The organism is Marinibaculum pumilum (genome assembly GCF_042646425.1).
GTDB lineage: Bacteria > Pseudomonadota > Alphaproteobacteria > Ferrovibrionales > Ferrovibrionaceae > Marinibaculum > Marinibaculum pumilum.
This window is the reverse complement of the sequence record NZ_JBHRTR010000002.1, coordinates 22,786-45,932: the sequence shown is the minus strand read 5'-3', so window position 1 is coordinate 45,932 and position 23,147 is coordinate 22,786. Positions and strand designations below refer to the sequence as shown.

At 69.7% G+C, this 23,147-nt stretch carries 18 protein-coding genes; 13 read left to right on the top strand and 5 right to left on the bottom strand.

What is annotated here, in order from left to right; all coding sequences use genetic code 11:
- Positions 1-32: 32 nt before the first annotated feature.
- Positions 33-761, top strand: coding sequence for an IS4 family transposase (locus ACFOGJ_RS00310; RefSeq protein WP_449288560.1), 729 nt, complete (start codon positions 33-35; stop codon positions 759-761).
- 189 nt (positions 762-950) lie between these two features.
- On the opposite strand, the gene ACFOGJ_RS00305 is transcribed toward ACFOGJ_RS00310, so the two are convergent.
- Positions 951-1,733: an SDR family NAD(P)-dependent oxidoreductase gene (locus ACFOGJ_RS00305; RefSeq protein ID WP_379897382.1), complete on the bottom strand. Its 783-nt coding sequence runs from the start codon at positions 1,731-1,733 to the stop codon at positions 951-953.
- Between the two features lie 419 nt (positions 1,734-2,152).
- Here ACFOGJ_RS00305 and ACFOGJ_RS00300 point away from each other — a divergent pair, with 419 nt between their 5' ends.
- From ACFOGJ_RS00300 to ACFOGJ_RS00260, 9 genes are all read left to right on the top strand, one after another.
- The gene (locus ACFOGJ_RS00300; RefSeq protein ID WP_379897380.1) at positions 2,153-3,088 is read left to right on the top strand and encodes a sugar ABC transporter substrate-binding protein; all 936 of its coding nucleotides are present in this window, start codon (positions 2,153-2,155) and stop codon (positions 3,086-3,088) included.
- The gene (locus ACFOGJ_RS00295) at positions 3,078-4,691 is read left to right on the top strand and encodes a sugar ABC transporter ATP-binding protein (protein ID WP_379897379.1); all 1,614 of its coding nucleotides are present in this window, start codon (positions 3,078-3,080) and stop codon (positions 4,689-4,691) included. Before ACFOGJ_RS00300 ends, ACFOGJ_RS00295 begins: the two co-directional genes overlap by 11 nt.
- The gene (locus ACFOGJ_RS00290; RefSeq protein ID WP_379897378.1) at positions 4,691-5,755 is read left to right on the top strand and encodes an ABC transporter permease; all 1,065 of its coding nucleotides are present in this window, start codon (positions 4,691-4,693) and stop codon (positions 5,753-5,755) included. The genes ACFOGJ_RS00295 and ACFOGJ_RS00290 overlap by 1 nt, the downstream gene beginning before the upstream one ends.
- A gap of 106 nt (positions 5,756-5,861) precedes the next feature.
- Positions 5,862-6,140: a hypothetical protein gene (locus tag ACFOGJ_RS00285; RefSeq protein ID WP_379897377.1), complete on the top strand. Its 279-nt coding sequence runs from the start codon at positions 5,862-5,864 to the stop codon at positions 6,138-6,140.
- A 287-nt stretch (positions 6,141-6,427) separates the two neighbouring features.
- The gene (locus tag ACFOGJ_RS00280; RefSeq protein ID WP_379897376.1) at positions 6,428-7,531 is read left to right on the top strand and encodes a sugar ABC transporter substrate-binding protein; all 1,104 of its coding nucleotides are present in this window, start codon (positions 6,428-6,430) and stop codon (positions 7,529-7,531) included.
- A 31-nt stretch (positions 7,532-7,562) separates the two neighbouring features.
- On the top strand, positions 7,563-9,104 hold the full coding sequence (locus ACFOGJ_RS00275) for a sugar ABC transporter ATP-binding protein (protein ID WP_379897374.1): 1,542 nt from the start codon (positions 7,563-7,565) through the stop codon (positions 9,102-9,104).
- Positions 9,101-10,093, top strand: coding sequence for an ABC transporter permease (locus tag ACFOGJ_RS00270; RefSeq protein ID WP_379897373.1), 993 nt, complete (start codon positions 9,101-9,103; stop codon positions 10,091-10,093). The genes ACFOGJ_RS00275 and ACFOGJ_RS00270 overlap by 4 nt, the downstream gene beginning before the upstream one ends.
- 28 nt (positions 10,094-10,121) lie before the next feature.
- Positions 10,122-10,958, top strand: coding sequence for an alpha/beta fold hydrolase (locus ACFOGJ_RS00265; protein ID WP_379897372.1), 837 nt, complete (start codon positions 10,122-10,124; stop codon positions 10,956-10,958).
- Positions 10,959-11,046: 88 nt separating this feature from the next.
- Entirely contained in the window at positions 11,047-11,850 is an 804-nt protein-coding gene (locus ACFOGJ_RS00260) for an IclR family transcriptional regulator (RefSeq protein ID WP_379897370.1), read from the top strand.
- 42 nt (positions 11,851-11,892) lie between these two features.
- Here the strand turns inward: ACFOGJ_RS00260 and ACFOGJ_RS00255 are convergent, their stop codons facing one another.
- On the bottom strand, positions 11,893-12,852 hold the full coding sequence (locus tag ACFOGJ_RS00255; protein ID WP_379897369.1) for an LLM class F420-dependent oxidoreductase: 960 nt from the start codon (positions 12,850-12,852) through the stop codon (positions 11,893-11,895).
- Positions 12,853-12,987: 135 nt separating this feature from the next.
- Positions 12,988-14,016 carry an aldo/keto reductase gene (locus ACFOGJ_RS00250; RefSeq protein WP_379897368.1) on the bottom strand — a complete coding sequence of 343 codons (1,029 nt, stop codon included), beginning with the start codon at positions 14,014-14,016 and terminating at the stop codon, positions 12,988-12,990.
- A gap of 188 nt (positions 14,017-14,204) precedes the next feature.
- Between ACFOGJ_RS00250 and ACFOGJ_RS00245 the strand changes: the two genes are divergently transcribed.
- The 3 genes from ACFOGJ_RS00245 (at position 14,205) to ACFOGJ_RS00235 (ending at position 18,755) form a co-directional block, all read left to right on the top strand.
- Entirely contained in the window at positions 14,205-15,104 is a 900-nt protein-coding gene (locus ACFOGJ_RS00245) for an AraC family transcriptional regulator (protein ID WP_379897367.1), read from the top strand.
- Positions 15,105-15,490: 386 nt separating this feature from the next.
- Positions 15,491-17,059 carry a M23 family metallopeptidase gene (locus tag ACFOGJ_RS00240; RefSeq protein ID WP_379897366.1) on the top strand — a complete coding sequence of 523 codons (1,569 nt, stop codon included), beginning with the start codon at positions 15,491-15,493 and terminating at the stop codon, positions 17,057-17,059.
- A gap of 229 nt (positions 17,060-17,288) precedes the next feature.
- Positions 17,289-18,755 carry a multicopper oxidase family protein gene (locus tag ACFOGJ_RS00235; protein WP_379897364.1) on the top strand — a complete coding sequence of 489 codons (1,467 nt, stop codon included), beginning with the start codon at positions 17,289-17,291 and terminating at the stop codon, positions 18,753-18,755.
- A gap of 66 nt (positions 18,756-18,821) precedes the next feature.
- On the opposite strand, the gene clpB is transcribed toward ACFOGJ_RS00235, so the two are convergent.
- Together clpB and ACFOGJ_RS00225 are read right to left on the bottom strand one after the other, a co-directional pair.
- The gene (gene clpB / locus ACFOGJ_RS00230) at positions 18,822-21,437 is read right to left on the bottom strand and encodes an ATP-dependent chaperone ClpB (protein WP_379897363.1); all 2,616 of its coding nucleotides are present in this window, start codon (positions 21,435-21,437) and stop codon (positions 18,822-18,824) included.
- 248 nt (positions 21,438-21,685) lie between these two features.
- On the bottom strand, positions 21,686-22,552 hold the full coding sequence (locus ACFOGJ_RS00225; RefSeq protein ID WP_379897362.1) for a DUF4167 domain-containing protein: 867 nt from the start codon (positions 22,550-22,552) through the stop codon (positions 21,686-21,688).
- Positions 22,553-23,147 lie beyond the last annotated feature (595 nt).

Genomic DNA, 23,147 nt, shown 5'->3' with positions numbered 1-23,147 from the left:
CCCGGTTCCAGAACGGCAAGATCGCCGCAAAGGTGCATGTCGTCTTCGACCCGAAGGCGGCGCTGCCGGTCTTCTACGAAGTCACGGCCGCCAACACCAACGACATCACCGTCGCCAAGGAGCGGCTGCCGGTCGAGAACGGCGCCACCTATATCTTCGACCTGGGCTATTACGACTTCGGCTTCTGGGCGGACCTCGACACGAAAGGCTGCACCTTCGTCACCCGCCTGAAGAAGAACACGTCCGTCACCGTCCTGGAGAACCGGGTCGTACCCAGCGGCAGCAATGTCATCGCCGACCAGGTCGTTCGCCTGCCCATGCGCATGGCGCGCAACCGCCACAACCCTTTCGACAGGCCTGGTCGGATGGTCACCGTCACCCTGGACACCGGAAAGGTCCTGCGCCTGTTCAGCAACGACCTGGAAAGTCCGGCCGCCGAGATCTCCGAGCTCTACAGGACACGCTGGCAGATCGAGCTGTTCTTCCGGTGGATCAAGCAGAACCTCAGGATACGGCACTTCCTCGGCCGATCCGAAAACGCCGTCCGCCTCCAGGTTGCCACGGCGATCATCACCTACCTCCTGCTCAAGCTCATGCACCGCGCCTCCAGGACGAAAAAGGCGTTCGGTCACTTCACCAGAAGCATTCAGCATGCCCTATTCCACCGCATCGAGGTGGCGACACTCGTCAATCGCATCGAACGAAGAGACAGGAAGCGAACACCCGAAACCGGCCCGCAACTCGAACTCAAACTCACATGAGCAAGCAATGTGCCGGACAGCACTGGGCCTGACCCGAGGATCGTGGCAAGACGGTGAAGCCGCGCGGCGTCCCTGTCCCGTCGTGCCCCTCGGGCCAAGCCCGAGGGCGACGGCAACAGGGAGGCGCGTCGAAGAGAAAAGATTATGCGAACCCTGTCGGCCTTGAGGGCGAGGGAGTGGCCCGGGCCGTCAGAGCTGGTCGGCGCCGGCGACGAAGCCGCCGCCATCGATCACGACGGCCTGGCCGGTGATGAACGAGGCCGCATCCGACGACAGGAACAGGACCAGCTGCGCGATTTCCGCAGGGTCGCTGATGCGGCCCATCGGGATCATCGGGATCACCGTGTCCCGCGCGCCCTGCGCGCTGCCGAACATGTCGGTCAGCAGCGGCGTCATCACCGACCCCGGCGCGATGGCGTTCACCCGGATGTTCTTCCGCGCCACCTCAAGCGCGACGGAATTGGTGAGGCCGATCACCCCCCACTTGCTTGCGCAGTAGACGGCGGTGGTGGCGAAGCCCATCACGCCGAACAGCGACGAGGTGTTCACGATCGCGCCGCCGCCATGCTCGATCATGTGCGGCACCTGGTGGCGCAGCCCGTTGAAGATGCCCTTCAGGTTCACGTCCATCAGCAGGTCGTAGTCGGCATCTTCCAGGTCCTGCACCGGCGCGGTCTTGCCCGATACGCCGGCATTGTTGAACGCCACGTCGACCCGGCCCAGCCGGTCGAAGGCATTGCGGTGCAGGGCCGCCATGGCGCTGCCGTCGCGGACATCGGCTTCCTCGAACACGGCGTCCGCCCCCAGGTCGCGCAACTCCGTCAGCAGGCTTTCGCCCTGCGCCGCGCCGATCCCGGAGGTGTAGAGACTGGCTCCCGCCCTGGCGAAGGCCAGCGCCGTGGCGCGGCCGATGCCGGTTGTCGCGCCGATCAACAGGACGCCCTTGCCGGAAAAATCGTAAGTGACCTGCATTGCCTGCTCCTCCATCGCCTCCGCCGGGACGGCATCGGGTCCCGGCGCTTCCTGCCGACCCAGATAGCGCGAAGCTGGTACCGATAACAACCACAATGATGGCGGATCGCCCTGCGTTGTGGCGCTTGCCCCGCCCTCTCGCTGCGGACCGCAGGCATGGCGAGAGACTCTTCTGCCCCCGCTGAGCCTCGCCGCGCGGCGGTTCTGCGGGGAATCGGCCGAACGCCGTCAGGGGCGGAGGCAATGACCGGGCTGCCGGGCCGCAATCCTCCCGTCGCGGCCGCGTCGAGACGTCTTGTTTCCTTCGATGATTTGCGACATGATACCGGTACCAAGCGCGACCGGGAGCGACACGGAAGGCTGCCGGAGGAACCGGGGCAGGCCGCCCCGTTAACAGCCGATAGGGGGAGAAACCGGACATGAACAGATTGCTGCGTGCCACCGTGCTGGCCGGCGCGATGCTGGGTGCCACGATCGCCACGGCACAGGCGAAGACGCTCGGCATCGTCGCGCTGCTGGCCAACGATGCCCTGAACATCGCCGTCATCAACGGCGCCACCGATGCCGCCGAGAAGGCCGGCTGGGACGTCAAGGTGATCGACACCCAGGCCAGCGCCGACCAGGCCAATGCGGCGATGCGGACCTTCGTGACCCAGGGCGTCGATGCGATCTTCACCCTGGCCTTCGCGTCCAGTGCGCTCGGCTCCGGCATCGCCGCGGCGCGCGAGGCCGATATCCCGGTGGCTGCCTGGGGTGGCGAGATCGTGGACGGCATCGTGGTCACCACCAGCGGCCAGCAGGTGGGCGACGATTCGGTGAACTACCTGCTGGAAAAGGTCGGCGACAAGGCCAAGGTCCTGGCGCTGACCTTCCACCCCGGCAAGCTCTGCATCGACCGCGGCGTCGGCTTCGACGAAGGCGTGAAGGGCAAGGACGGGATCGAGGTCGATTATGCAGAGGTGGTCGTGCCCGGCCAGGTCCAGTTCGGCAATGCCACGGCCGCCGCCTGGCTGACCGCCAATCCTGGCAGCGACGGCACGCCGCTGGCGATCTGGTCCTGCTGGGACGAGCCGATGTCCGGCGCCGTCGCCGCGCTGCGCCAGGCGGGGCGCACCGACGTGGTGACGGTGTCGATCAACGGCAGCCTGCAGGCCCTCGACCTGGTGAAGAACGGCGACATGACCGCCACCGTCTGGCAGCCCGCCTATGAGGAAGGCAAGCAGGTGTTCGAGGCGATCCTCGCCGCCGAGGCGGCCGGCGATGCCTGGGAGCCGAAGGTGATCTCGATCCCCGGCGTCGTCGTGACGAAGGAGAATGTCGAGCAGTTCCTGGCAGACCATCCGGATGGCATGTGAGGTCGCGCCGGCACGCATGGTGGCCGAAGCGACGGATCCGGGGGGCGCGCCCGCGTCCCCCGGCGCCTGGCTGCAGATCCGCGGCCTGACGAAGCTCTTTGCAGGGGAACTGGCGCTGGACAGCGCCGATCTCGATGTCGAACTGGGTCGGGTGCACGGCCTGGTCGGCGCCAACGGTGCCGGCAAGTCGACCCTGATCCGCTGCCTGGCGGGGGTGACGGTGCCGAACCGCGGCAGCATCACGATCGCCGGGCAGGAACTGCACAAGGGCTCGCCGCAGGCCTCGGAGCGGGCCGGCCTGGCCTTCATCCACCAGGAACTGAACCTGATCCCGCATTTCAGCGCGCTGCAGAACATGCTGCTCGGCGCGCCGAAGAAGACGCGGTTCGGGCTGATCGACTGGCGCCGCTCCGGTGTCGCCGCGCGGGCCGCGGCGGAGCGGGTGGGCATCCGCTTCCCGCTGGAGACCCGGGTCGCGGACCTTTCCGTGGCCGAGCGCTGGCTGGTGATGATCGGCAAGGCGCTGACCCGCGACGCCTCGATGATCGCGATGGACGAACCCACGGCCTCGCTCTCCGGTCCGGAGAGCGAGCAGCTGTTCGCGATCATCCGCGACCTCGCAGGCCAGGGGGTCGCCATCCTCTATGTCTCGCATCGCCTGGAAGAGGTGCTGGATCTCTGCGACCGGATCACCGTGCTGCGCGACGGCCGCATCGCCGCCGAGGCTGACCGCGGATCGATCGACAAGAAGGGCCTGGTGCACGCGATCATCGGCCATGACGTGCGACCGGTGCGCGACACCGACCGCTTCGCCGCCGATCGCAGCGCGGCGCCGGTCTTCTCCGTCCGCGGCCTGTCCTGGAAGGACCGGGTGCGCGATGTCAGCCTCGACCTCTATCGCGGCGAGGTGCTGGCGCTGGGCGGGCTGGTCGGCGCGGGCCGTACCGAGCTGGCGCATCTCGCCGCCGGGGTGGCCCGGCCCGACGGCGGGCATCTGGAACTGCATGGCCGGCCGCTCCGCCTGTCGAGCGAGGCCGCGGCGGTCGCCGCCGGCATCGCCCTGGTGCCGGAGGAACGCCGTTCGCAGGGGCTGATGCTGCAGCAGTCGGTGGGCTTCAACATCAACGTGGCGACCCTGGACCGGATCCTTTCCGTGCCCGGCCTGCCCTTCGTCTCCGGCCGCAAGGGACGGCAGCAGGCAGACCGGCTGATCGGCGAACTGGGGATCAAGACGCCGTCGGCGGCGGCGAAGATCGGCGGCCTGTCGGGCGGCAACCAGCAGAAGGCGCTGATCGCGCGCTGGCTGCCGGCCGGCCTGAAGCTGCTGATCCTCGACGAGCCGTCGCGCGGCGTCGATGTCGGCGCGCGCGAGGAGATCCATGCCGCGATCCGGGCGCTCGCCCGGTCCGGCGTCGGGGTCCTGGTGATCTCGTCGGACGTCGAGGAACTGGTGCTGCTGGCCGACCGGGTCCTGGTGATGCGCGAAGGGCGGATCACCGGCGAACTGACCGGCGCGGGCATCACCGAGGCCGCGATCATCGAACTCAGCTACCACGACATGCAGGACGCCGCAGGGCCGGCGAGAGGGGGAGAGACAGCGTGATGGCCGATCAGGGCGCGACTTCCGGACAGGGCCCGAACTCCGGACAGGGCCCCAACTCCGAACAGGGAGTGGCGGCGATGGAGGCGCGCGCGGCGCGGCGGTCGTCGGCGACACGCACGCTGCTGGTCCTGCTGTCGCGCTACGGCACCATCGTCGGCCTGCTGGCGATGATCTTCTTCTTCTGGCTGAACGCGCCGGACATCTTCCTGTCGCGCGCCAACATCATAAACATCCTCAGCCAGGCTTCGCTGACGGCGATCATCGCCTGCGGGCTGACCTATGCCCTGGTGGTGGGGGAATTCGACCTGAGCATCGGCTTCGTCGCCAGCTTCGTCGGCCTGATCGTCACCGGGCTGATGGCGCATGAAGGGCTGCCGATCTGGCTGAGCATCATCCTGGCGCTGATGATCGGCTGCGGGATCGGCGGCATCAACGGCGTGCTGGTGACCAAGATCCGCATCAATGCGGTGATCACCACCCTGGGCATCGGCACGATGCTGAGCGGCATCGGCTTCACCTACAGCCGCTTCCCCATCGCCTCCGGCATCCCGCGCGATTTCACCGAGATCGCGCTGAGCCGGCCGATCCTCGACCTGCCGACACCGGTGCTGATCATGGCGGCCGTGCTGGTGCTGCTCTGGGTGATCCTGAACAGGACCGATTTCGGCCAGCGCATGCAGGCCGTCGGCGCCAATATCGAGGCGGCGCGCCTGTCGGGCATCCGGGTGGACCTGGTGAAGATCCTGGCCTTCGTCACCGCCGGCTTCTGCGCCGCGATGACCGGCATCCTCCTGTCGGCGCTGCTGGGCAGCGGCACCCTGGGCGCGGGCGACGGCTACCTGCTCGACGCCTTTGCGGCCGTGTTCCTGGGCTCGGCGACCCTGAAGGAGGGCGAGTTCCACATCGTCGGCACCCTGGTCGGCGTGCTGATCCTGGCCGTCGGCTTCAACGGCCTCAGCATCTTCGGCGCGCCGACCCATTTCCAGCCAATCTTCAAGGGCGGGATCCTGATCCTGGCCGTGGGTATGTCGGCCCTGGCCCGGCGCTACGCGGCCAACCTGTAGCAACGGAACCGCCGGCCTGCGCTGTCCGCCCGGCGGACCTGCGGCCGCGCGGCCGGGGCGGGCATCGCCCACCAGGCACCGATGGCGGCGGCGGGCTGGCGCGCAGATGGAGGGCGACGATCCGTTCCCGGCCGGCACCGTCGCGTTCCAGGTGGGCCAGGCACAGGTGCAGCGCAAAGGGCAGGCGCTCGTCGCAGGCTTCCCGCAGCCCGGCTGGCACATGCGGCGAGCAGCGCCAGTCGCACATTGCCCGGCAGCCGGCTTCCAGGTGGGCACCGGTCTCCGCCAGGCGTCCGGCCCGAAGCAGATTGCTGGCGGCGTTCTGCCCGGCCACCAGCAACGGAGCGGCGGCGCGCCTGGGCTTCTGCGCCAGCGTGACCCGTGAGGTCCACCTGCCGCTATCCCCTGTCTCCCACATTCTCCGCTGTGCCCTCATCCGCGCAGGCGCCTCATGGCGTGCGCCCGCGCGATCGGCGTGCCCGTCGCTCACCGCTGCCGGGCATCAGCAGAAATTGTCGATATATGAAATCATATCAAAATATTGACAATATGAGATTTGGCGGCCTAACCTTCAGAGGTCAGGGTCGAATGGCCCCAAGGGTGCCGGAGAAGGCGCCAGGCGATGCTGCGGCAGCGCGACAGAACGAAAAGAAAAGAGGGAGGGAGGTTCCCATGGCGACCATCACGCATGTCCTGTTGGGCGGGCTGGCTGCCGCCGGTATCGCGCTGGCGGCGCTGCCCGGTACCGCGGGCGCCGATACCCTGGCCGATTTCAACGCCGGGGCCGCGCGCCTGTTCGCGGAGAAGACGGCGATGCAGGACCGGCTGCCCGACAGCGCGCCGATCGGCCATGCGGAAGGCCGGCGGATCGTCGTCGTGCCCTGCCTGATGGCGGCCGAAGGCTGCGCCCGGCAGACCCGCGGCATCCAGGAGGCAGGGCAGGCCCTGGGCTGGGAGGTGACCGTCATCGACGGGCAGGGCGATCCGTCGAAGATGGCCAATGCCGTGCAGCAGGCGATCAACCTGCAGGCCGACGGCCTGGCGATCCAGGTCATCGATGCCGCGGTGATCCTGGGCCCGCTGAAGCAGGCGCGCGCCGCCGGCATCCGCGTCGTGGCCTCCGGCTCGATCAACGCCGAGGATGTGATCGAGGCGAACTATCCCTCCAACGACACCATTGCCGATGACGGCTATGCGCTGGCGGCCGCCGCCTACAGCCTGGCGGGCAACCGGCTGAACCTGATCGAGATGCGGGGCGACGAATTCGGCGCCTGCGTCCTGCGCGCCGAAGGCACCCGCCGCTTCATCGACGAATGCCAGGCCGCCGGCGGCGATTGCGCCGTGATGGCGTCGGAGAACTTCCTGGTCACCGACCTCGCCACCCGCCTGCCGCAGCAGGTGGTCGGTCAGGTGCGCCGCAATCCCGGCTTCGACGTCCTCTGGTCCGCCTATGACGCCGGCCTGAACTTCATGATCCAGGGCCTGAAGGCGGCGGATCTGACCGACGAGGGGTTTGCCGTGGGCTTCGATGCCAATTCCGCCAATCTCGATATCATCCGCGCTGGCGGCTATCAGAAGGCCACCATCGGCATGCCGATGGAATGGCTCGGCTGGGCCCAGGTCGATGCGCTGAACCGGATGTTCCTGGGGCTGGCGCCCAATGACGGCGGCCTGCGTTCGAAGGTCCTGACCGCGGCGAACGTGCCGGCGGCGGGCGGCTGGGAAGGCGATGTCGACTTCCGGTCTGCCTATCGGAAGAGCTGGGGCGTCGAGTAGCCGGCCCTCCATCTGGCGCGAGGGCAGGGCCATGACGAAGCGGCTCGAGATCCGGAACCTCTCGAAGAGCTTTTCCGGCACCAGGGTGCTGAAAGGTGTTTCCTTCGACCTGATGCCCGGCGAGATCCATGCCCTGGTGGGCGAGAACGGCTGCGGCAAGTCGACCTTCATCAAATGCCTGGCGGGCGTCCATGACCCCGACCCGGGGGCTTCCGTCACCCTCGACGGGGCGGCTTTGACCCTGCCGCTCGACCCAGCCCGGGCGCTGGCATGCGGCTTCAGCTTCATCCACCAGGATCTGGGCCTGATCCCCGACCTGACCGTGATGGACAATATCGCGCTGGTCCGCGGTTTCAGCACGGGCATGGGCTGGCGGATCGACCGCAGGGCGGAGCGGCTGCGTGCCGCCGAGGCGCTCGCCGCATTCGGCGCCGGCATCGATCCGGAGGCGCGGATCGCCGACATCCCGCAGGCGGACCGCACGATCGTGGCGATCGCGCGCGCCTTCGCCCGCTCCGGACGGCAGGGCAGGGTTCTCGTCCTCGACGAACCGACCGCCGCCCTGCCGGCGGCGGACGTGGACAGGCTGTTCGACGCCCTGCGCCGCATCGCAGCCCAGGGCGTGGGCATGATCTACGTCTCGCATCGCCTGCAGGAGATCCTGCGGATCGCCGACCGGGTCACGGCGTTCCGCGACGGCGTCAATGTCGGCACCGCGCCGGTCGCCGGCATGGCCGAGGGCGACCTGGTGCGGATGATCGTCGGCCGTTCCCTCGATGCCATCCATCCGCCGGTCGCGGCGCGGCGGCGGCCGGCGCCGCTGCTGCAGGTGCGCGACCTTGCCGGGCGCAGGAACCGTGGTGCCAGCTTCGCCGTCGGGCAGGGCGAGATCGTCGGCCTGGCGGGTCTCCTGGCCTCCGGCCGCAGCGAGATCGCGCGCATGCTGTTCGGCCTGCAGCCGCCCGCCGGCGGCGAGATCCGCTTCTACGGGCATACCGTTGCCATCCGCGGCCCCGGCGAAGCCCTGGGGCTGGGGATCGGCCTGGTCCCGGAGGACCGGCTGACCCTGGGCGGCTTCCGCGAGATGAGCGTGGCGGCGAATATCAGCCTGCCGGACCTCGCCCCGTTCTGGCGCCGCCTGCGGCTGCGGGCCGGCGAGGAGCGGCGGGCGATGCAGGCGCTGGCCGACCGGTTCGGCGTGCGTCCCCGCGATGTCGGCGCGCGCTTCGGCACCCTGTCCGGCGGCAATCAGCAGAAGGCGATCATCGCCCGCGCCATGCGCCTGGAACCCCGCCTGCTGATCCTCGACGAACCCGTCCAGGGCGTCGATATCGGCGCCAAGGCGGAGATCCACGACCTGGTCCGGCAGGCCGCGGCACGGGGCACCGGCATCCTGCTGGTCGATTCCGACTTCGAGGATCTGGCACGGCTCTGCCACCGGGTGCTGGTCCTGCGCGACGGCCGGATCGCGGCGGAGCTGAGCGGCGATGCCCTGACCCGGCGCCGCATCCTGGAATGCGTCTTTGCCGGCCAGCCGCCCGGCGCCGCCGCAGACGGAGATGTCGCGGCATGACCGGAACCCCCTCCAGCAGTGCCGCCGCCCTGCCGGCCCCGGCGCGGCCGCTCGGCATGCGCCTGGCGGCCTGGGCGCTGCCGCTCATCCTGCTGCTGTTCGCGATCTTCTTCTCATTGGCGGAACCGCAGATCTTCCCGACCACCCGAACGATCGTCACCATCCTGCGCACCGAGTCGGTGGCGGCGATCCTGGCCATCGCCCTGGTCTTTCCCCTGGTGGTGGGCAAGTTCGACCTGTCGGTCGGTGCGGTCCTCGGCCTCGGGGCGATCCTCACCACCGGCCTGCCGTCGCTGCAGGGCCTGCCGCTGCTGCCTTCCATCGCCATCGCCATTGCCGCCTGCGGCACGATCGGCCTGGTCAACGGGCTGCTGGTGGCGCGGCTGGGGGTCACGTCGCTGGTGGCGACCCTTGGCAGTTCGGTGATCGTGACCGGCTGCGTGCTCTGGTACACCGGCGGCAACGTGCTCTACACCGGCATCCCGCGGGATCTGCCGCGGCTGGCGCAGGCCGACCTGGCCGGCATTCCGCTGCCGGCGATCTTCCTCGCCATTGTCGCGATCGCCGCCTGGTACGTCCTGGAGGCCACGCCGCTCGGCCGCTACTTCCATGCGGTCGGCGGCTCGGCGGAGGCGGCCCGGCTGTCCGGCCTGAAGGTCGAGCGCCTGACGATCATCGCCTTCGTGATCTCCGGCCTGCTGGCGGGCTTCGCCGGGGTGCTGCAATCGGCGCAGCTGGGCTCCGGCAACCCGAATGTCGGCCCGCCCTTCCTGCTGCCGGCCTTCGCCTCCGCCTTCCTGGGCGCCACCGCGGTGAGGATCGGCACCTTCAATGTCTGGGGAACCGTGATCGCCGTTTTCACGGTGGCCGTCGGTATCAACGGGCTGCAGCTGATGGGGGTCGAGTTCTTCGTCGGCCCGATCTTCCAGGGCGCCGCGCTGCTGGCCGCCGTGATCGCCACCCGGCAACTGATGCGCAAGAGAAGCTAGAGAGGCACCGATGAAACGGGAGGAAGCAATGGGCAGGACAACGGGGATCAGGGTTCGCGACACGATCCTGTGGTTCGACGATTCCGGCGAGAGCGACCTGCCGGTCGTGCTCTGCCTGCATTCGCTCTGGCTCGACCGGACGATGTTCGACGGCTTCGCAGCGGCCGCCAGGGGCCGCTTCCGTGTCGTCCGGCCCGATTTCCGCGGCCAGGGGCAGAGCGCGCCCGCCACCGAGGAGGTGGTGACGATGGAGGAATGCGCCGACGATATGGAGGCCTTCATCGAGGCGCTCGGGCTGAAGGAGGTGCACCTGCTCGCCCAGTCGATGGGGGGCGATGTCGCGCTGCGGCTGGTCGCGAAGCGGCCGGACCTGTTCGCCTCGCTCACCATGGCCGGCTCCTCCGCGCGCGGCGAGCCGGAGGAGCAGATGGCCTGGATCGAGAGCTATATCGAAAGCGCCCGCCGGCAGGGCGGCTTCAAGGGCGAGAATCTCGACACCCTGATGGGCATCATGTTCGGCGAGAGCACGCGCAACGACCCCAGCCGGCAGGCGATGCTGCAGCACTGGCGCGACCGGATGTCGGCGACCAACCTGTCCCTCTGGCCGGCGATCCTCGGCGTTGGCTACCGGAAGGGCATCCTGCACCTGCTGTCCGGCATCGCCACGCCGACCCTGATCATCTCCGGTGCGGAAGATCCGGTGCGGCCGCCGGCCTGGTCGGACGAGGTCGCCGCCGGGCTGCAGAACGCGCGGCTGGTGCGGGTGCCGAAGGTCGGGCACAGCCCGACCCTGGAAGCACCGGAGCAGGTGCTGCCGCAGATCCTCGACTTCATCGGCGAGCGGGCGCTGGCCGCGACCGCCTGACCTCGCCGGGCGGCCGGCACTTTCGCAGGCCGGGCCCCGCTGATAGAGGAAAAGCGCCCGGCCGGGGCGCAGGTCTTGGGGGAGGGGAATGGACGGTACGCCGGAAAGTGAGCCGCGGCGCAAGGGTACCGCGCCGACATTGCAGACCGTGGATCGGGCGCTGTCCTTCCTGGAACATGTCGCCGCCTGCCAGGAGCCGCCGACGGTGCAGCAGGTCGCCGATTCCCTGGGCCTGAACATCACCACCGGCTATCACATGATGCGCACCCTGGCGAAGCGCGGCTATCTGCGGCGCCTGAGCGGCGGCAAGCTGGTGGTGGGGGAGGCGATCGGACCCCTGTTCCGGTCCTACCGGCTGCGCCTCAACGTCAACCAGGAACTGACCGACATCGTCCGGGCGCTGTCGGCGGCGACCGGCGAGACGGCCTTCTATTCGGTACCGGCCGGCGAGTCCGTCCTGCTGGAGATCCTGGTCGAGGGCTCCCATCAGCTTCGCGTGGGCGGCCTGTTCGTCGGCTCCACCGGCAATGAGCATCGGCGCGCCTCCGCCCGGGCCATCCTGCCCTTCCTGGACGAGGCCCGCCGCGAGGCGATCCTGGCCAAGAGCCTGGCGAACCTGCAGAAGAGCGAGGCGCGCCAGGCCCGCAAGGCCTTCGACGCGGCGATCGCCGAGACCCGGCAGCGCGGCTGGTCGTCCGATGGCGGCGACATCGTGCAGGGGATCACCAGCATCGGCTGGCCGGTCTTCGACGGCTATGGCGCCATCGCCGGTTCCATCGGCCTGATCGTCCCGACCCTGCGCCTGGAGCGGTCCGGCGAGATGCTGATGGCGGAGGGCGCGAAGGCGGCCGGGCGGGTCATGGACGTGCTTCGCAACTCCATGACCGGATGACCGTGCCGGCCGGTGCCGGCCCCTGGTGCATGGCAGCGGGCCTCATTCGGCGACCTGCGGCCGTACCTCCTCGGCGAAGCGCTGCATCGCCTCAAGGCTCTCCGCCAGGCTGCCCCGCCGGAAGTCGAGCACCAGTTCGCTGACGCCGAGGGCGGCCAGACCGGCGATATCCTCCGCCAGCTGCGCGTCCGTGCCGGTCAGGAGATGCCGGTCGACATCGCCTAGGTCCAGCGGATGGGTGGCGCTGAACCACGGCGCCCAGTAGGCGAGGGTGATCGTCGCCGGGTCGCGGCCGGCCTTCTCCGACAGCGCCCGAAGCCGGTCGAGATGGGCGGCATAGCGGTCCAGGCTGTTGAGCGGATGCTTCGGATTTGCGCCGATCGGGTACCAGCCGTCGCCCAGCTCCACGGTGCGCCGCAGCGCCCGCGGGCTCTCGCCGCCGACCCAGACCGGGATGCCGCCGGGCTGCGCCGGCTTCGGCGCGAAATGGATCTCGCGGAAACGCTCGTAGGCACCGTCGAAGGCGGGCGCCGGGTTGGTCCACAGCTCGCGGAAAATGCGCAGATATTCGTCGGTGACCGCGCCGCGCTCGTCGAACGGCTCGGTGCCGATGGCCTCGAACTCCGCGCGCAGCCAACCGGTGCCGACGCCCAGGATGGTGCGGCCCCCGGACAGATGGTCCAGGGTCGCCAGCGCCTTGGCGGTATGCACCGGCCGGCGGTGCGGCACCACCATGATCGACGACAGCAGCCGCATGCTGGTGGTGGTGGCGGCCAGCCAGGTCATCAGGGTCAGCTGTTCCAGGCATTCGCCGCCGGCGGCGCCGGGCCAGTCGCCTTCCTGGCTGTAGGGGTAGGGGGAATCGATGCTGTGCGGCACCAGCAGGTGGTCCGGCACGGCCAGGATGGTGAAGCCCAGCTCCTCGCCCCGCCTGGCCAGGGCGGCCAGGTCCCGGGCATTGGCGAGCGGCCCGCGTGTCGGCATGCTGAATCCGTACTGCATCCTCGTCTCCTCCATTCCCCGCGGCCGCGCCGCTGCCGGCGATCGCGGCAGGCGGTGGGGAGATTCGGCCGCAAAGCCGCGATCGCCGCAAGCGGGCGGGCGGCCGCTGCGGCCGCCCGCCCTGCCGGGCCGCTGTCAGGCGGCGCGGTAGCCGCCCTGGCGCTCGAGCATCCAGCCGGGATATTCGCGCGGCAGGGCGCTGGCCGCGTCGAGGGCGGCAAGATCGCCGGGTTCCAGCCGGACCTCGGCCGCGGCGATGTTCTCCTGCAGCTGCGGCACCCGGGTGGCGCCGACGATGACGGAACTGACCGCCTCCTGGTGCATTAGCCAGGCCAGCGCGACCTGGGCGACGGTACAGCCCCGCGTGTCGGCGACCTGCCGCATCGCCGCGATCACGCCGCTGCCGCGGCTGCGGTCGACCGGCGGGAAGTCGAAGCCGGTGCGCCGGCCTTCTTCGGCACCGCCCGCGCCATCCTCCGGATCGTACTTGCCGCTGAGATAGCCGCCGGCGAGCGGACTCCAGACCATCAGGCCGATCCGTTCCGACAGCAGCATCGGCACCACATCGCGCTCCAGGTCGCGGCCGGCCAGGCTGTAGTAGGCCTGCAGCGACAGGATCGGCGCCAGGCGCCGTGCCTCGGCGATGCCCACGGCCTTCACGACCTGCCAGGCCGCCCAGTTCGACAGGCCCAGATAGCGCACATGGCCGTGGCGGACGAGGGTATCCAAAGCCTCCAGGGTCTCGTCGATCGGGGTGGCCGGGTCGAAGCCATGGATCTGGTAGAGGTCGATATGATCCAGGCCGAGCCGGCGCAGGCTGGCCTGCGCCTGGCTGAGGATATGGCCGCGCGAGGCGCCGCGCGCGTTCTGCCCCTCGCCCATCGGGCCGAGCACCTTGGTGGCGATCACCACCTCGTCGCGCGGCACGCCCAGGCGCTTCAGCACCTCGCCGAGAATCTCCTCGCTGCGGCCGCCGGCATAGATGTTGGCGGTGTCGATGAAGTTGATGCCGGCGTCCAGCGCCGTCTTCACCAGCGGCGCCGCCTCGTCGGGCCCCAGCCGGCCGATGCGGCCCCACATGTCCTGGCTGCCGCCGAATGTCATGGTGCCGAGGCAGAGCTCGGAAACGAACAGGCCGCTACGGCCGAGAGGGCGCATGCGCATGGCAGATCTCCTTGGAAGGTCGGGGGAAGGTCGGGGGAAGGTCGGGTGCCGGGAAGCTGCGGCACCGAGTGAGATCTGGTCGCTGCGGTCTGCGGGCGGCACGCCGATCCGCTCAAGCATCTGCACGATCCTCTCAAGCAGGCCCCGGGGCAGATGCGCCTGCGCCCGAAATCGGGCAAGACATGGCCATGGATCCTGGACTGACAGACCTCGCCGCACTGATCGACAGGCAATGGCAGCGCCATGGCCGGGAGACGCCGATCGAGGGACTTCACCTGACTCGCACGGAGGCGCCGAGCGGTCCGATCCACTCGATCTATCGCCCGTCCTTCATCCTGGTGGCGCAGGGGGCGAAGGCGACCGTGCTCGGCGCCCGGACCTTCCGCTATGAAGCGGGCCGCTGCCTGATCTCCGCGATCGACGTGCCGGTCGCGGCGCGGATCACAGAGGCAAGCGCCGCGCGCCCCTACCTGGCGCTCGCCCTGGCCATCGAGCCCGCGATGATCGCCGAGCTGGCAGTCGCGGAGGCGGCGGGGTTGGCGCAGCAGCCGGCCTTTGCCGCCCTGGCCGTCGCCGACCTCGACCCCGCCCTGTACGATCCTCTCGCGCGGCTCCTGGCGCTGCTCGATACGCCGCACGACCGTGCGGTCATCGAACCGCTGATCCGACGGGAGATCGTCTGGCGGCTGCTGGGCGGGGCGCTGGGCCCGATGCTGCGGCAGGTCGGCCTGGTCAACGGCCATGCCGCGCGCATCGCCCGGGCGACGGCCTGGATTCGCGCCCACTATGCGGAACCGCTGCGGGTCGCCGACCTGGCCGCACAGGTGCATATGAGCGTTCCGACCTTCCACCGGCATTTCAAGGCGGTCACGACGATGACCCCGGTCGGCTTCCAGAAGCAGGTGCGGCTGCAGGAGGCGCGGCGACGGTTGCTGGCCGCCGAAAGCGTCGCGCGCGTCGGCCATGCCATCGGCTATGAGAGCCTGTCCCAGTTCAACCGCGACTACCGGCGGCTGTTCGGGGCGCCGCCGGGCCGCGACGGCGCCGCGATCCGCGCGCGCCTGGTGGCCGAGCCGGCCCTGCCATAGCCTCCCGCGGTCAAGGCCCAACCGGCATCGATGCGCTGCGGCGGAGGGCTGCAGTTTCGCCTTTGCGGTCGAAACGGGGCGTCGCACATGGTATCGTTTCCTATCCGTCAGGCTGCGACGGGCCTCTGGCACCCGCCGTCCGGCGATCACGCAGGACCCTCCGGGCGTTCCCCGCCCGGATCATGTTCCTGGGGGGGAGAGGGCGAAGCTCTGGCCGGCGCGGCAATAGGCGTTGACCTTCGGGCCGGGTTTCGGCATCTTGAACCAGAATCAATGACTTAAACCGGCCTCTTGAAGTTCCGCAGAAGAAAACGTGCGAAACATCCTATGATTGCCACATGAATATCCCGACCTGGTGCACCCTTTCGCCCCGGCAAGACGGACCCTTGCGCAGCGCCGTCGCCCTTGTGGTTGCCGGATTCATCGGATGCTCGATCGGAGGCGGCCTGCTCTATGCCGCCACCAAGCCGCCACTGTCGGACCGACAGGCGTCGGCGCCGGCCGCTGCCGCGCGGCCCGATACCGCCGCCGCGGAACGGGAATCGGAGGTCGGCCGCACCGAGGCGGCCCGGATCGCCGAGCAGCTTCGCCCCGGACCGAATGCGGTGGCGATGCTGTTCCAGCAGCCGCAGCTCTGGCCGACCCTGGACAACAGCCTTCCGGAAGGCGGTGCCGCCGGGACCGGTCTGCCGGACGCCGCGTTGCCCGGCAACCCGATCGAGGTGGGCCTGAGCCAGGCCGCCCTGCCGCGCTTCGACAAGGTCCTGAAGGTGGAGCGCGGCGACACCCTGATCCAGATGCTCACCGGTGCGGGCGCCAGCGTCAGCGAGGCCCATCTGGCGGTGAAGGCCCTTTCCACCGTCTATGACCCGCGCCGGCTGAAGCTGGGCCAGGAACTGACCCTGACCTTCGACGCGCCGCCGCCGGACGAGGCGCTCGCGGACGAGGAGGAGGGCGAGCCCAAGCCGCTTCTCGCCGCCGTCCGCCTGGACGCCTCGACGATCAAGGACGTGATCGTGCAGCGCGACGGGGAGGATTTCGTCGCGCAGGAAGAGATGCTGGAACTGACCCGGACGCAGGCCGTCGCGAACGGGGAGATCCGCTCCAGCCTCTATGTTTCCGCCGAACGTGGCGGCGTTCCGGTCGACGTGCTGCGCCGGCTGGTCCGCCTGTTCAGCTATGACGTCGATTTCGAGCGCGACCTGCGCGAGGGCGACCGCTACATGGTCTTCTTCGAGGAGGACCTGTCGCCCGACGGCGATCCGGTGCGCTATGGCGAGATCCTGGCCGCCAGCATGAACGTCAACGGCCGCGAGCTGCTCTACTACCGCTTCACCCCGCCCGGTTCCGACGAGCCCGACTATTTCTCTCCGGACGGCAAGAGCGTGCGCAAGGCATTGCTGCGCACGCCGGTGGATGCCACCCGGATCTCCTCCGGCTTCGGCCGGCGCAAGCATCCGATCCTGGGCTATACCCGCATGCACAAGGGGCTGGACTTTGCCGCCTCCACCGGTACGCCGATCCGTGCCGCCGGCGACGGCGTGGTCGAGAAGGCCGGCTGGTTCGGCGGCTATGGCAAGTATGTGCGGATCCGCCACAACGGCACCTATTCCACCGCCTATGCCCATATGTCGCGCCTGCGGGTGAAGCCGGGCCAGCGGGTCAAGCAGGGCCAGGTGATCGGCAATGTCGGCTCCACCGGCCGGTCGACCGGCCCGCACCTGCACTACGAGGTGATGGTGAAGGGCAAGCAGGTGAACCCGATGAAGGTGACCCTGCCGCTGGCCAAGGAGCTGAAAGGCAAGGCCCTGGCCGCCTTCCTGGAGGCGAAGGGCCGGATCGATTCCCAGATCCGCGTCCAGAGCGAGATGCAGACCGTCTCCCTCGGCCATGCCCATTTCGGTCCCAGCCGCCCGGGCGACGACCGGCTCGGCGGGGAGACCGACCAGCACTAGCGGACAACCGCACGTTAGGGGGCTGCGCCGCGGCCACGTGCCCGCAGGCGCAGGACGATAGGGGTCGTTCCCGCGGAACCCGGTTCCGATGGGAACGGCCCCTATCGTTATTCGGGCGTCCTTCACTGGCCGCGCGGGCGCTGGCTGCGCGGGCGTCACCATGCCGCGCCGACAGGCGGTGGCACAGGGGCTAGGGTCTGCGAATTGTTCGCATCTTCTGGATGGCCCCATGACGAAATCCGGGAACCCACGCTTCCACCTGTCCCGCCGCGCCCTGCTGGCCGGCGCCGTCGCCATGGGCGGCGGGCTGGCGGCCCTGCCGCTGCGTGGCGTGGAAGGCGAGGCGCGGCCGCGCACGGTCCTACGGGCCGCGGAGGTGGAGCGCCGCCTGGTGCCCGACCAGCCGGCACCCAGCCGGCTGCGGCTCTACAACGGCGAGGTGATGCCGGTCCTGCGGCTGCGCCGCGGACAGATGGCGGAGCTGCGGCTGGAGAACGGCCTGCCGGACGAACACACCACCATCCACTGGCACGGCCTGCGCATCCCCCATGGCATGGACGGGGTTCCCTACATCACCCAGCCGCCGGTGGAGCCGGGCGAGAACTTCACCTACCGCTTCGCTCCGCCGGACGCGGGTACCTTCTTCTTTCATCCCCATTGCAACACCGTGGAGCAGCTGGGCCGCGGCCTGGCCGGCGTGCTGATCGTGGAGGATCCGGAGGAACCGGCCGTCGATGCCGACCTGGTGCTCGCCTACAAGGACTGGCGGCTGAACCCGGACGGCAGCCTGGGGCCGTTCCTGACCCTGAAGGGGGCCGCCGGCCCGGGCACCCATGGCAGCCTGCAAAGTGTCAACGGCCTGCCGCTGAAGGGGGAGGCGGCCCCGGATTTCGCCGTGCCGGCGGGCGGCGATCTGCGGCTGCGGCTGCTGAACCTGGACGTGACCCGGCTGCTCGACCTCTATGTCGTGGGTGCCGATGCCTGGCTGATCGCGACCGATGGCATGGCCCTGCCGCCGCTGCCCCTGTCGGCGCTGCCCTACAGCGCCTGGCGCCTGGGGCCGGCGATGCGGGCCGACCTCGCCCTGCGCATGCCGGCGGAACCGGGCGCGGTGGTGGAACTGCGCAACCTGCGCGGCACCCGGCCGGACCTGATCGCCCGGCTGCGGGCCGCCGGCCCGGCCCTGGCCCGGCCGCCCTTCGTGCCGCCGGCCCTGCCGGGGCCGCACCTGCCGGAACCCCGGCTGGACGGGGCACCGGTGGTGCCGATGGCGTTCGAGACCGTCGCCACCCGGTCGCCCGCGCCGCCGGCGCTGGCCGGCCTGCCGTTCGCCGACGATCTCTGCCTGGCGCCGCGCACCCTCTGGGCGATCAACGGCCGCACCTGGCCGGAACAGGGCCATGCACATCCGCCGGAACCGCTGGCGGCGCTGCGCCAGGGCCGCAGCTACATCCTGGAGCTCGACAACCGGTCAAAGCAGATCCACCCGATCCACCTGCACGGCCACAGCTTCAAGGTGCTGTCCAGCTCCACCGATCCCGACCTGCCGGTGCATTGGGCCGACACCACCCTGGTCGGTCCGGGCGAGCGCCGCCGCATCGCCCTGGTCGCCGACAATCCGGGCGACTGGATGTTCCACTGCCACATCATCGAACACCAGGAGACCGGGATGATGGGCCTGCTGCGGGTGGGGTAGGCAAAGGAAAGGGGCCGCTTCCCTGCCGGGAAGCGGCCCCGATCTTCCGCACAACGGTACGAACGGTCAGGCGGCCTGGGCGGTCAGGGTCTCGCCGTTCAGGGTGAGGCCCTGGGCATCGGCGCCGACGGTGACGGTATCGCCGTCGTTCACCGCGCCTTCCAGGATCTTCACCGCCAGCGGGTCCTGCAGCTGGCGCTGAATCACGCGCTTCAGCGGCCGCGCGCCATAGGCCGGGTCGTAGCCGGCATCGGCCAGCCAGTCGACCGCCGCCGGCTGCACGTCCAGCTCGATCTTGCGGTCCTTCAGCAGGGCTGCCAGGCGCTGCAGCTGGATCGCCACGATGCCGCCCATCTCCGACCGGCCCAGCCGGTGGAACAGGATCATGTCGTCCAGCCGGTTCAGGAATTCCGGCCGGAAGCTGGCCCGCACCACCTCCATCACCTGCTCGCGCACGGCGGACGAGTCCTCGTCCTCGCCCAGGGCGGCGAGATATTCGCTGCCCAGGTTGGAGGTCATGATGATCAGGGTGTTGCGAAAGTCGACCGTATGCCCCTGGCCATCGGTCAGCCGCCCGTCGTCCAGCACCTGCAGCAGGACGTTGAAGACGTCCGGATGGGCCTTCTCCACCTCGTCGAACAGGATCACCTGGTAAGGACGCCGCCGCACCGCTTCCGTCAGGGCGCCGCCCTCGTCATAGCCGACATAGCCGGGCGGGGCGCCGATCAGGCGGCTGACGGCATGCTTCTCCATGAACTCCGACATGTCCATGCGGACCATCGCCTGGTCGTCGTCGAACAGGAACGCCGCCAGCGCCTTGGCCAGCTCCGTCTTGCCGACACCCGTCGGGCCCAGGAACAGGAACGAGCCCAGCGGCCGGTTCGGGTCCTGCAGGCCGGCACGGGCACGGCGCACGGCGTTGGAGACCGCCTTCAGCGCGTCTTCCTGGCCGATCACGCGTTGACGCAGGCTGTCCTCCATGCGGATCAGCTTGTCGCGCTCGCCCTCCAGCATCTTCTCCACCGGGATCCCGGTCCAGCGGGACACGACACCGGCGATGTCCTGGTCGGTCACCGCCTCGCGCACCATGTGCGGTGCCGAATCCGCGCCCTCGCCGCCGGAGGATTCCGCACCGGCCAGCTTCTTCTCCAGCCCGGGGATCACCTCGTACTGCAGCTTGCCGGCCTCCTCCAGCCGGCCCTCGCGCATCGCCGCCTCCAGCTGGTGGCGGGCGGCGGACAGCTGGTCCTTCATCTCGGACGCGGAACCGAGCTTCGCCTTCTCCGCCTCCCAGGCGGTCGTCAGTTCGCGCGACCGGGTTTCCAGTTCCGCGATCTCGCCGTCCAGCTTCTTCAGCCGCTCCTTCGACCCGGTATCGCTCTCCTTCTTCAGCGCCTCGCGCTCGATCTTCAGCTGAATCAGGCGGCGGTCGATCTCGTCTACCTCCTCCGGCTTGGAATCCACCTGCATGCGCAGGCGCGACGCGGCCTCGTCGACCAGGTCGATCGCCTTGTCGGGCAGGAAGCGGTCGGTGATGTAGCGGTTCGACAGGGTCGCCGCGGAGACGATCGCGGCATCGGTGATGCGCACCTTGTGGTGCACCTCGTAGCGATCCTTCAGGCCGCGCAGGATGGAGATCGTGTCCTCCACGCTCGGCTCGGAGACGAAGACCATCTGGAAGCGCCGCGCCAGGGCGGCGTCCTTCTCGATATACTTGCGGTACTCGTCCAGGGTGGTGGCGCCGACGCAGTGCAGCTCGCCGCGCGCCAGGGCGGGCTTCAGCAGGTTGGAGGCATCCATCGCGCCATCCGCCTTGCCGGCACCGACCAGGGTGTGCAGTTCGTCGATGAACAGGATGATCTCGCCCGCCGCGGACTCGATCTCCGACAGCACCGCCTTCAGCCGCTCCTCGAACTCGCCGCGGAACTTCGCGCCCGCGATCAGGGCGCCCAGGTCCAGCGACAGCAGGCGCTTGCGGGTCAGGCTCTCCGGTACGTCGCGCGCGGCGATGCGCAGCGCCAGGCCCTCGACGATGGCGGTCTTGCCGACGCCGGGCTCGCCGATCAGCACCGGATTGTTCTTGGTGCGGCGCGACAGGACCTGGATCGTGCGGCGGATCTCCTCGTCGCGGCCGATGACCGGGTCCAGCTTGCCCTCGCGCGCGGCCTCGGTCAGGTCGCGGGCATATTTCTTCAGTGCGTCATAGCCGGACTCGGCGGAGGCGCTGTCCGCGGTGCGGCCCTTGCGCAGCTCGTCAATCGCCTGGTTCAGCCCCTGCGGGGTCGCGCCGGCATCGGCCAGCGCCTTCTGGGCGCCGGTGCCGCTGGCCATCGATATCGCCTGCAGCAGGCGTTCCACGGTGACGAAGCTGTCGCCGGCTTTCTCCGCCAGCTTCTCGGCACTGTCGAACAGGCGCGCGGTCTCCGGCGCCAGGTGCAGCTGTCCGGCACCCGAGCCTTCCACCTTCGGCAGCTTGTTCAGTTCGGCGTTCACCGCCAGCTGGGCCTTGCCCGGGTCCCCGCCCGCGCTGCGGATCAGGTTGGCGGCCATGCCCTCCTTGTCGTCCAGGAGCACCTTCAGCACATGTTCCGGCGTGAACCGCTGGTGGCCCTCCCGCAGGGCAAGGGTCTGCGCAGACTGCAGGAAACCCTGGCTGCGCTCCGAATATTTCTCGAAATTCATTTCTGTCCCTCCTGAGGCGACGACGGACAGAACCTCCCGATTGCGGCAAGGTCCCCGCCCGACCTATCGGATATGGTGGTGCAATATTGCAACACAAGGGTCTGGCCGCAGCTTAAAATGCCGCAGCGGAGAGGCGGGTCGGCGACAATCCTGCCGGGCGAAAACCCCACGAAAAAGGGCGGCGCCGCTGGTCGCGACGCCGCCCTGTTCTTGCGCTCCGGCGGTTGCTGCCGGCCGGCAGCCGCCCGTCAGGCGGCCGCTTCCTCGGTCTCGCCGCCGCCGTTGTTCTCTCCGGAGGCATCCTCGGCTTCCGCGGTCTGGCTGGCCGCGGCGGCCTGCTCGGTCCGGCTGCTGCGGCGGCGCCGCGGCTGCCGCGCCGGGCGGCCTTCGCCCTTGCCGCCGTCGCCCCGGTTGCCGTCGCCGCGCGACGCCTCGGCCCGGTTGCCATCCTCCTGCGGTTCCTCGCCCGCGGACGCATTGTTCCGGGGAGCATTGTCGCGGGAAGCATTGTCGCGGGAAGCATTGTCGCGGGAAGCGTTCTCGCGGGGGGCATTGTCACGGGCGGCATGGCCGCGGCCACCCTGGGCCCGGGGGGCCTCGGCGCGGGCGTCGTCGTCGCTGCCGTCATTGCCGTCGTCGTCGGACCGGGCCTGCCGGCCGCCGTCGCGCTGGCGCGGCTGGTCCAGGTCGAGCTGCGGCGACTGGCCGCCCGAGCCGCCGCCGGCATTGCCGCCGACATTGCCGTTCTGGCCGCTGGCCTGGTCCTCGTCCTCGTCGTCGTCATAGCCGCCGCCGGACCCGTTCGGTCCGCCGCCGCCATTGCCCTGGTTGGAGGCACCGCGCTGGTTCGGCTGCCGCGGCGTGACAAGGCCGTTGGCCAGCATGATCCGGTAGTAGTGCTCAGCATGCTGGAGATGGCTTTCCGCGGCGATCCGGTCGCCGCTGGCGCTGGCGTCCCGGGCGAGCTGGCAGTAGCGCTCGAAGATATGGCTCGCCGACCCGCGGATCTTCACATCCGGGCCGTTCGAATCGTAGCTGCGGTTGGCATTGTTCGGATGCGGCCGACGTCCGCCGGAGCGGTTGCCGCGTGCCCGTTTCTGATTAACAGGTCTCATTCCGGTTCCGTTGAATCCATTGCCCGTTCAAGTGGCTCACATGGCCGGCAGCGGTCGGCAGTTCGCCGATGGCCCTGCAGGCCGGGGGTGGCGGGCCATCCTGCGGCCTCTCTTGGCCGCAGCCCGCCGCTCTCGCCTGCCATCGACAGGCGGTGCTTGCGCTTGCGATTGCGTCCGACTTGTCTAAGTCAGTCCCCAATCTGTCCCAAGCCGCCCGACACGGCCGGCAGCCTGTCCACCCGCGCCGCAGCCGGACACCTGTCCGGCCGTTCCGTCATCGCCGGATCCCGGCCATCGCGGGTTCCGGGCATCGCGGGCCTATGGCTGCGCCTTCGCGCGGCTCGATCGTCGCCGTCCCCACAGCTGCGACGATCCGGTCATCATCGGCGGCCATGCCGCCAGCATCCGCTCCAGATACGCGATCTTCCGCGGAAGCGCCCCGAAGGGAATCTTCGCTCCTGTCCGGCACGGCAGGCTTCCGCGCCGGGCGCAGGAATGCGGCAGGTCAGTCGCTATGACCCGGCAGGACGCTGCCGCCACGACCCCAGCTGGTCGATAGATCCGTTGCCTGCAGTGCGCGGTGCCGACCGGTCCC

What these genes read in the sequence shown, in the direction of transcription:
- ACFOGJ_RS00305 (WP_379897382.1), bottom strand. Translation starts at nt 1,733, where the DNA reads ATGCAGGTCACTTACGATTTTTCCGGCAAGGGCGTCCTGTTGATCGGC.
- ACFOGJ_RS00300 (WP_379897380.1), top strand. Translation starts at nt 2,153, where the DNA reads ATGAACAGATTGCTGCGTGCCACCGTGCTGGCCGGCGCGATGCTGGGT.
- ACFOGJ_RS00295 (WP_379897379.1), top strand. Translation starts at nt 3,078, where the DNA reads ATGGCATGTGAGGTCGCGCCGGCACGCATGGTGGCCGAAGCGACGGAT.
- ACFOGJ_RS00290 (WP_379897378.1), top strand. Translation starts at nt 4,691, where the DNA reads ATGGCCGATCAGGGCGCGACTTCCGGACAGGGCCCGAACTCCGGACAG.
- ACFOGJ_RS00285 (WP_379897377.1), top strand. Translation starts at nt 5,862, where the DNA reads ATGGAGGGCGACGATCCGTTCCCGGCCGGCACCGTCGCGTTCCAGGTG.
- ACFOGJ_RS00280 (WP_379897376.1), top strand. Translation starts at nt 6,428, where the DNA reads ATGGCGACCATCACGCATGTCCTGTTGGGCGGGCTGGCTGCCGCCGGT.
- ACFOGJ_RS00275 (WP_379897374.1), top strand. Translation starts at nt 7,563, where the DNA reads ATGACGAAGCGGCTCGAGATCCGGAACCTCTCGAAGAGCTTTTCCGGC.
- ACFOGJ_RS00270 (WP_379897373.1), top strand. Translation starts at nt 9,101, where the DNA reads ATGACCGGAACCCCCTCCAGCAGTGCCGCCGCCCTGCCGGCCCCGGCG.
- ACFOGJ_RS00265 (WP_379897372.1), top strand. Translation starts at nt 10,122, where the DNA reads ATGGGCAGGACAACGGGGATCAGGGTTCGCGACACGATCCTGTGGTTC.
- ACFOGJ_RS00260 (WP_379897370.1), top strand. Translation starts at nt 11,047, where the DNA reads ATGGACGGTACGCCGGAAAGTGAGCCGCGGCGCAAGGGTACCGCGCCG.
- ACFOGJ_RS00255 (WP_379897369.1), bottom strand. Translation starts at nt 12,852, where the DNA reads ATGCAGTACGGATTCAGCATGCCGACACGCGGGCCGCTCGCCAATGCC.
- ACFOGJ_RS00250 (WP_379897368.1), bottom strand. Translation starts at nt 14,016, where the DNA reads ATGCGCATGCGCCCTCTCGGCCGTAGCGGCCTGTTCGTTTCCGAGCTC.
- ACFOGJ_RS00245 (WP_379897367.1), top strand. Translation starts at nt 14,205, where the DNA reads ATGGATCCTGGACTGACAGACCTCGCCGCACTGATCGACAGGCAATGG.
- ACFOGJ_RS00235 (WP_379897364.1), top strand. Translation starts at nt 17,289, where the DNA reads ATGACGAAATCCGGGAACCCACGCTTCCACCTGTCCCGCCGCGCCCTG.
- clpB (WP_379897363.1), bottom strand. Translation starts at nt 21,437, where the DNA reads ATGAATTTCGAGAAATATTCGGAGCGCAGCCAGGGTTTCCTGCAGTCT.
- ACFOGJ_RS00225 (WP_379897362.1), bottom strand. Translation starts at nt 22,552, where the DNA reads ATGAGACCTGTTAATCAGAAACGGGCACGCGGCAACCGCTCCGGCGGA.